Annotated in this window: 7 protein-coding genes and 1 tRNA gene; 3 read left to right on the plus strand and 5 right to left on the minus strand. The window is 62.9% G+C overall.

All coding sequences use genetic code 11. The features are described 5' to 3' along the window. Window positions 1-141: 141 nt before the first annotated feature. The 3 genes from IEX32_RS19995 to IEX32_RS20005 form a co-directional block, all read right to left on the minus strand. Entirely contained in the window at window positions 142-1,308 is a 1,167-nt protein-coding gene (locus tag IEX32_RS19995) for a GGDEF domain-containing protein (protein ID WP_229736527.1), read from the minus strand. 193 nt (window positions 1,309-1,501) lie between these two features. Then, window positions 1,502-2,260 (minus strand): peptidylprolyl isomerase, encoded by a 759-nt coding sequence (locus tag IEX32_RS20000; RefSeq protein WP_188773295.1) that lies wholly within the window; start codon window positions 2,258-2,260, stop codon window positions 1,502-1,504. Window positions 2,261-2,264: 4 nt separating this feature from the next. After that, window positions 2,265-2,936 carry a GcrA family cell cycle regulator gene (locus IEX32_RS20005; RefSeq protein WP_188773296.1) on the minus strand — a complete coding sequence of 224 codons (672 nt, stop codon included), beginning with the start codon at window positions 2,934-2,936 and terminating at the stop codon, window positions 2,265-2,267. A 92-nt stretch (window positions 2,937-3,028) separates the two neighbouring features. Between IEX32_RS20005 and IEX32_RS20010 the strand changes: the two genes are divergently transcribed. Then, entirely contained in the window at window positions 3,029-3,907 is an 879-nt protein-coding gene (locus IEX32_RS20010) for an ABC transporter permease (protein WP_188773297.1), read from the plus strand. 95 nt (window positions 3,908-4,002) lie between these two features. On the opposite strand, the gene hspQ is transcribed toward IEX32_RS20010, so the two are convergent. Next, window positions 4,003-4,383, minus strand: coding sequence for a heat shock protein HspQ (gene hspQ / locus IEX32_RS20015; protein WP_188773298.1), 381 nt, complete (start codon window positions 4,381-4,383; stop codon window positions 4,003-4,005). A gap of 157 nt (window positions 4,384-4,540) precedes the next feature. Between hspQ and IEX32_RS20020 the strand changes: the two genes are divergently transcribed. Continuing rightward, window positions 4,541-4,630: transfer RNA gene (locus tag IEX32_RS20020), tRNA-Ser, on the plus strand. Window positions 4,631-4,751: 121 nt separating this feature from the next. On the opposite strand, the gene IEX32_RS20025 is transcribed toward IEX32_RS20020, so the two are convergent. After that, window positions 4,752-5,144, minus strand: a complete 393-nt coding sequence (locus IEX32_RS20025) for a TrbG/VirB9 family P-type conjugative transfer protein (RefSeq protein ID WP_188773299.1) — start codon at window positions 5,142-5,144, stop codon at window positions 4,752-4,754. Window positions 5,145-5,452: 308 nt separating this feature from the next. On the opposite strand from IEX32_RS20025, the gene IEX32_RS20030 reads away from it, so the two are divergent. Next, window positions 5,453-6,541, plus strand: a complete 1,089-nt coding sequence (locus IEX32_RS20030; RefSeq protein WP_188773300.1) for a DUF1214 domain-containing protein — start codon at window positions 5,453-5,455, stop codon at window positions 6,539-6,541. Window positions 6,542-6,641: the final 100 nt, after the last annotated feature.

Here is a 6,641-nt window from a genome sequence, read left to right on the forward strand (position 1 = left end):
ATCCGACCAAGCTATCCATGACATCAAAGCGCTTGGCCGCCAGCTGGGACGAGGACTTCCTCGTCAGCCTCATCTCGTGAGAACTCATTCACCCGATTCCCCTGGCGCAGCGGACAACCGATGTCTTCCGTCCGCGCGCCGTCAGGCGGCGCGGGCAGCCTCCAGATCGGCGACGGACTGGTCGGCCGTGAGCACGCAGTTGCGCCCAGCGCTTTTCGCCCGGTACAACGCTTCATCCGCGACGCGAAGCGCCTCACGCGGATCGCCATAAGCATGGACATCGGCGATGCCCGCCGAGAAACTGATACGTCCGAAAGGACGGTCGGTCGCCCGATTGACGAACTTGCGCGCCGCCAGCCGCTCGCGCGCGTCGTCGAGAATGTTCCACGCTTCTGTGGTGGACTTGCCCCGCAGCAGGACGACGAATTCCTCGCCGCCGTGCCGGGCGACATGGCACTTGTCGTTGGATATCCCGGCCAGCGACAAGGCCACTGCCCGCAGGATGCGATCCCCCGCTTCATGACCGTGAGCGTCGTTGACCCGCTTGAAATTGTCGATATCGCAGAAGGCGACGCAGAGCGGTTCACCGGAATCGCGCGTTGCCGCGAACTCGGCCCTCAGGACCGCTTCGAAAGCGCGGCGATTGGGAAGCCCTGTGAGATGATCCATCTCGGCTTCGCGCCTGGCATCGACAAGGCTCTTCTGAAGGGTCCGCGTTTCCTTTTCGGACCGGCTGAGTTCGCGCTCGATGTCCCGGGTGCGGGAAATCATGTCGCGCGCCAGTCTGGTCAGTTCGGCGATGACATCGTCGTTACCGATCGCTCCCAGGCCTCCGACGTGAGCCTTGAGCGCGGTATTGTAATCTTTCGTCGCAGTGCGCGCCGCGGTTGCCGTACTCGAAAATGCCGCAACCGACGATTCCAGACGGTGCACAAGGGCGTGAAGCTGCTCCACACCATTTTCCCGGTTTTGGGCTTCTATCACGTCCTCCAGCCAGTCGGAAGTAATCTGATCCCGGCTGTTGACGCGTTCTGCAACCAGTTGCGCAAGCGCAGGGTTCGCGCCGGTCACGATGTCATGGGCAACGTCGAGCGTGAACGTCGAAACCGGCAAGCCGTGTGCCAGCAGGAACCGCGAGATGTCTTCAAGCGTCTGCCTGCGCCGACGATCGCGCGGATCCTCGGCACCCGCACCTTCGGTTGAGGAAGAAGCGCGCTGCCCGTCACCTCCGCCATGCCGCCGTTTTCCGCCTAGGCCGAACCAACGCATGAAGCCCTCGCGGGTGAGACCTGTATCCTTTGCCGTCATGCCCACGGTAAACGGCAGCGCGGTTCATAATTTAAGCGGTGTGCTCCAACAAAAGTACAAGAACCCTCCGGAAACCATGAAATTGAGCCGCCCGAACCGGATTGCCCCTTGGGGCACCCTCGTTCCCACGAAAAATGGCTACTCTCGGGCACCATTATTGAATGTCCCGAAGTACCGATTCATAATTCAATGGTTAATTCTCGTCCGCACCCCGCTGGGCCGACGATGTCGCAGCGGCAGGTGAAGCCGCATCGGATCCAGCCGCGGGCGCGGGAGGGGCCGCGACGCGGCGGGCGCTCAGTATCTTGACCGGCGTCTCGAGCATGTCGCCTTTCATCGCGCCCTCGCCCGCGGTGGCCGAGCGCGGCAGGTTCCAGATCCCGCGAACGACATCCATGCCGCCGACAACGCGGCCGAACGCGGCGAACCCCGCGCGGGCATCCTCGCTCGCCGCGTCCGGATCGGCATCGAGCGCGGGCATGTCAGAGATCATGATCGTGAAATCGGCCGTCGCCGTGCCGGGCGCGAATCGCGCCATCGAGATCGTGCCCGCCTTGTGCCGGATACCGGTCTGGCTGGTCGGCTCGTGTGCAACCGGGGGATAGAGCGTGGCCGCGTCGCGTACCCCGCCCTGCAGCAAGCCGGCCGGATCGTCGCTCCAGCCCAGGTGCATCGCGCGGTAGAACACGGCGCCGTCGAAGCGCTTGCCATCAACGTACCTGAGAAAATTCGCGGTCGTGAGCGGCGCGTGCCCGGCGTCCAGATCGAGCGTAATGACGCCGACCTCGGTTACCAGCGACACATAGACGTGCTCGGCGGGCTCGTCCGCGCTGGCGGCCGCTACCGGCAGGGGCACGGATGGCTGCGCCAGAGCGGGCGCGGCAAGGACCGCAAGCGACAACGATGCGGCGATCGCGGCGAGCACCCTGCCCGGCCGCGTCCTCCCCGCCATCGGCTCAGCGCACCCGCGGTCCGCCAAACGGCAGAGGTGGGGGAGGACGGCGCGCGCCGCGCGGCAACTGCGCCTGGTAGGCGCGTCCGCAGTGCTCGACGCAATAGGGGAACCCGGGGTTCACCTTCTCGCCGCAAAAGTGGAAATCCGGCTCGCCCGGGTGTCCCATCGGCCAGCGGCAGATGCGGTCGTTAAGATCGAGCAAACTGGTCTTGTCGGCAATCTCGGGGCTCGGCTTGGCCGGCACCAGACGACGCGGCGGAGCCGGCGGGATCGGCTGCTGCTGATCGCCAGGCCCCTGACGAAGGAAGCCGCCGGGACCGACGGAGACGATCCGCGGCCGCTCCGCCGTCTTCTCGACCGCGGGCTTCGGCGCGGAAGCAGGTTCTGGTGAGAATGAAGATGGCGCGGCCTTGGCCGCAGGGGCTTCCGGCTTAGCCTCGGACGGGCCGGGTTGAGCCACGGCAGCGGGCTTGGCCTTCTTCGGAGCGGCAGGACGAGCCGGCTTCTCATTGGCCTTGACCGGCGACGGCCGCGCCTTGAGGCCGAGGCGGTGCGCCTTGCCGATCACCGCATTTCGGCTCACACCGCCAAGCTCTTCCGCGATCTGGCTGGCAGTTGCCCCGCCCTCCCACATCTTGGTCAGCTTCTCGATCCGCTCGTCCGTCCAGCTCATTCCAGTTCCATCTCTGCGCGGGCCACATCGCGTCGCCCAAAAAAATCATGTGCCGCTTGCTTCGGAAGACCGCTGCCGATAGTCGCCGCTTCATGGCCGATCAAACGAATTCGACCGATTTTCCGACTCCCACCGAGATCCCGCAGCCCCGCCGGTTTCCGACAAAGGGAGAGCCCGTGATCCATCAGGTGAACTGGATCGGGCTCAAGACCCTTTATATGAAGGAGGTGCGGCGCTTCTTCAAGGTGCAGACGCAGACCATCTGGGCACCCGCGATCACCACCCTGCTGTTCCTCGTCATCTTCTCCGTCGCGCTGGGTCGCGGCGGGCGCGAAGTGCTGGGAGTTAATTTCGCGACGTTCGTAGCGCCCGGCCTGATCGTCATGGGCATGATGCAGAATGCCTTCGCCAACGCCAGCTTCGCGTTCCTTTCGGGCAAGATCCAGGGAACGATCATCGATTACCTGATGCCGCCGCTGAGCGAGAGCGAGCTGATGCTGGCCATGATCGCCGCTGCCGTGACCCGCGCTTTCCTCGTCGGGCTGGCGCTCGCCGCCGCGATGTTGCTGTGGCCCAGCGTCGACCTGTCGATCGCGCATCCGTGGGCGGTCGTCTGGTTCGGGCTGATGGGATCGATCTTCCTTGCGCTGCTTGGCTTCATGTCGTCGATCTGGGCGGAAAAATTCGACCACAACGCGGCCATCACCAATTTCATCATCGCGCCGCTTTCCCTGCTTTCGGGCACGTTCTACGTTATCGACAACCTTGCCCCGGCCTTCCAGGCGGTAAGCCGCGCCAACCCGTTCTTCTACATCATTTCGGGCTTCCGTTTCGGGTTCCTCGGCCAGAGCGACATCGGCGACACGAACCTCGCCGTGCTGCACAGCGCCATCGGCGTCGGCCTGTTGAACGCGACCCTGGCCGTGGCAGTCTATCTGGTGCTGCGCTCGGGCTGGAAGCTGAAGGGCTGATCCGCTTCGTCCGGTCCGTCGACGAGGCCGGATCGCGCGGCCCCGGAATGCGCCTCGCCGCTTGGAGGGCGATTACCCCCTCGCCTGCCCGCCCGTCAGTGAGTCATGCCGCGACGCAGCTGATACCGCCCGTCGCTGAACGCCTCGAAGATCTGGGACAGCGACGGATGATCCACCGGGCCGCCTTCGGCATCGACCGTCAGGTTTTGCTGGCTGACGTAGGCGATATAGCTCGAATCCTCGTTCTCGGCGAGGAGATGGTAGTATGGCTGCTCACGGTTGGGACGCATTTCCGCGGGGATCGACTGATACCATTCCTCGCTGTTGGCGAAGACCGGATCGATGTCGAACACGACACCGCGAAAGTCGTGATGCTTGTGCCGAACCACATCGCCGATCGCGAACCGCGCCCACGTCTGAAGCGGCGCGTCGATGACACGGCCGGCCTGAGGGGAAAAGAAGGACGCTCTGTTCATGCCATCCTTTATAGGTTGCCCGTGAATGCGAAACAAGCGAACGGCCCGACTGTTCCCACAGTTTCCCGAACTTGGGGCTTGGCAAGCACGATCAAGTGAGCTACCGGCGCGCTTCGCTTGACCCGGCGGGACACCCCGCTGCAGCGCGATCTCCAGCGGAGAGGTGGCAGAGTGGTCGAATGCGCCGCACTCGAAATGCGGTGTACGGGCAACCGTACCGTGGGTTCGAATCCCACCCTCTCCGCCAGTTGGCCCCGACCAACGTGTTGAGGTATAGATATATTTTAACAGTTTCCCGAACTTGGTCCCATCTCAGGTCCCACTTCGAGCGCTTCTTTCCCCGCAAACTCGATTCGGAAAGAACTGTCTCAGTCCGGCCGCCAGATTCGCTGGATCAGTCGCTTTCCGTTTTTCCGCTTTAGCTGCACGATCAGATCTCGCCGGTATCGATCGGCATCGGCGGCGGGCGGGTATTCTTGCGGGCGCGTGAGGCGCACCACAGCCGGAGCCGTGCGCGCAGGTCCGGCCATCAGTTCGAACTCATAGCTTCGCAAATTCGTGCGCACGCTCATGACGCCCAGCGCCGAGGGACTGGCCGCGCGAAGCGCGAGGCTGTCGCCGGTGCCGGCGACATTGACGAAGAACAGGCTCGGATCGCTGAGGACAACCGAGGCAATACGCTCGCCTTGTCGAAAGAGGATCGTCTGCGTCACGTCGGGCGCGGCCTGCAGGCGGAGCAGGCCCGCATCCTTGATCGGCATCGCGCAGATCGCTGCGGTAGTTGATCTCGTCGGTGTCCGCAGTCTCGAACAGCATGCCGCCGAGGCGAAGGGTCCGCATGATTACGCAAACAACTGGTCAACTTACAAAAGGAAATCATATTCTATAATATATGTTGTACATTAGTGCGCATATATGACATATTATGCCCTATATACATTAGATGCGCAATCCCGAGGTAGTCCCGTTCTCCCGCAGCGTAATGGGACGGGCATATGGCCGTTTCGGAAAGAAGTCGCCGGGATTCTGTCGGCAACAATGCGCGCAAGGCGAGAAGAGGTCGGAGGAGATGAGCGTGGAACAAGGACGACTTTGGAGCGATTTCTGCGCGCGCCTCGGACAAGCCGTCGCCACGTTACGCACGCAAGGAGCGCCAACGGATCGGTTCAATCAGACGGAGGGCGCCCGATACCTAAGCCGCCTCACACGCCTTGGTCTGGAGATCTACCTGGAGAACGGCGATCCCGACTTTCCATCCTTTTACATGCCGAGCCACGAAACCGCCAAGATGGGCGGCGACAATCCGGACAACCTCTATTTGTCGGCGACCATTTCCGGAGATCGCTGCTACAGGCTCTGGGGCAATATCGGAACCGTCGCCTATCTCAGCATCGGTTCGAAGGCCAACCGCTATGCGCTCGATGGGACGATGCCTTCGACGGGAGAAATCGGCAAAGCCGAATTGGCCGTCGATACCGAAGGGAACTTCGAGGTTATCGCCAGCGTGGAGCGGCCGCAGGATGACGCTAGCGGGGCAAGAGCCTGGCTACCGCTTGCTCCTGACTCAACGATGCTGCAGTTGCGCCAGACCTTTCTTGACCGCCGGAACGAGACCCCCGCGACCATACGCATAGAACGCATAAGCGAAGGCTCGGACGCGCCGCCTCCCGATAATCCGGACGTGATCGCGCAGAGGCTGAGAAGCGCGGCCGATTTCGTAGTGGGAACCTCACGCCTGTTCGCCGACTGGGCGGACTTGTTCATGACTCGCCCCAACGAAATGCGGGACTGGGGCCAGGACATGTTCGTCAAGGCGGGCGGCGATCCGTCGATTTTCTACGTCCATGGATACTGGAAACTCGCCCCGGATGAGGCGCTGGTGCTGGAGACGCCCGAACCCGACGCGGTCCACTGGAACATCCAGGTCAACAACTGGTGGATGGAAAGCCTGGACTACCGATACCATCCGATCTGGGTGAATAAGCATAACGCGCGGCGCAATCAGGACGGCACCCTTACATTCGTCATCGCGCGTCGCGATCCCGGCTTCGGAAACTGGCTACCGACCGTCGGGCATGACCAAGGCTTCGTACTCTTGCGTTGGGTGAACGCCGCGGAGACGCCGGTTCCTACGTCTCGCCTGATCACGTTAACCTAGTACCGCGCCACAGAGATTATGACGGTTTGGCTTATCGCAGGACGGGCAGCGCTTCGGGGGCGACCAGGAGCTGAATGCTTCGGGCGGCGCCCGGCTCACG

Origin of the sequence: Novosphingobium endophyticum (assembly GCF_014640675.1) — a bacterium.
GTDB classification, from domain to species: Bacteria; Pseudomonadota; Alphaproteobacteria; order Sphingomonadales; family Sphingomonadaceae; genus Novosphingobium; species Novosphingobium endophyticum.

Excerpts from the sequence above, each read along its gene's own strand:
- IEX32_RS19995 (WP_229736527.1), bottom strand. The coding sequence starts at position 1,308 with ATGACGGCAAAGGATACAGGTCTCACCCGCGAGGGCTTCATGCGTTGG.
- IEX32_RS20000 (WP_188773295.1), bottom strand. The coding sequence starts at position 2,260 with ATGGCGGGGAGGACGCGGCCGGGCAGGGTGCTCGCCGCGATCGCCGCA.
- IEX32_RS20005 (WP_188773296.1), bottom strand. The coding sequence starts at position 2,936 with ATGAGCTGGACGGACGAGCGGATCGAGAAGCTGACCAAGATGTGGGAG.
- IEX32_RS20010 (WP_188773297.1), top strand. The coding sequence starts at position 3,029 with ATGGCCGATCAAACGAATTCGACCGATTTTCCGACTCCCACCGAGATC.
- hspQ (WP_188773298.1), bottom strand. The coding sequence starts at position 4,383 with ATGAACAGAGCGTCCTTCTTTTCCCCTCAGGCCGGCCGTGTCATCGAC.
- IEX32_RS20025 (WP_188773299.1), bottom strand. The coding sequence starts at position 5,144 with ATGCCGATCAAGGATGCGGGCCTGCTCCGCCTGCAGGCCGCGCCCGAC.
- IEX32_RS20030 (WP_188773300.1), top strand. The coding sequence starts at position 5,453 with ATGAGCGTGGAACAAGGACGACTTTGGAGCGATTTCTGCGCGCGCCTC.